The sequence below is a fragment of the Pseudomonas sichuanensis genome, from assembly GCF_003231305.1.
GTDB classification, from domain to species: domain Bacteria; phylum Pseudomonadota; class Gammaproteobacteria; order Pseudomonadales; family Pseudomonadaceae; genus Aquipseudomonas; species Aquipseudomonas sichuanensis.
Genome location: NZ_QKVM01000143.1, coordinates 1 through 497, shown reverse-complemented (window position 1 = coordinate 497; position 497 = coordinate 1). Strand labels below are relative to the sequence as shown.

General features: G+C 61.4%; 1 protein-coding gene. It reads left to right on the top strand.

Annotated features, from left to right (window positions below; translation table 11 throughout):
• Positions 1–497 (top strand): Ig-like domain-containing protein (locus DM373_RS28460; RefSeq protein ID WP_157966915.1); only part of this gene is annotated, 497 nt, incomplete at both ends.

The window sequence follows — 497 nt, the reverse complement described above, 5'->3', positions numbered from 1 at the left end:
TCGGCCAATACGGCCAGATCCTGCTGAACGCCGATGGCAGCTACACCTACACCCTGACCTCGGCGCCGAACTCGCCGAACCATGTCAACGATGGCCCAAACGTGATCACCGAAAGCTTCACCTACCAGGTGAAGGACTCGGTGGGCAACACCACCACCAGCACCATCGTGATCAGCATCGTCGATGACGTGCCCAAGGCTCAGGCCGACTTCGCTCATGTCAGCGAGGGCGACAGCATCAGCGGCAACGTGCTGGACAACGACGTCAAAGGCGCCGATGTGCGCGCTGACGGCCAGTATGTGGTCGGGGTACGGGCAGGCGACGATACGTCGAGTTCTGCGCATGGCCATTTAGGCGACCCGATCTACGGCCAATATGGCTACCTGACCCTGGATGCCCAGGGCAATGCCACTTACCACGCCAACCCCAATCAGGACCTGCCGCCATGGGCGACGGACACCTTTGTCTACACCATCCGTGACGCCGACGGTGACGAG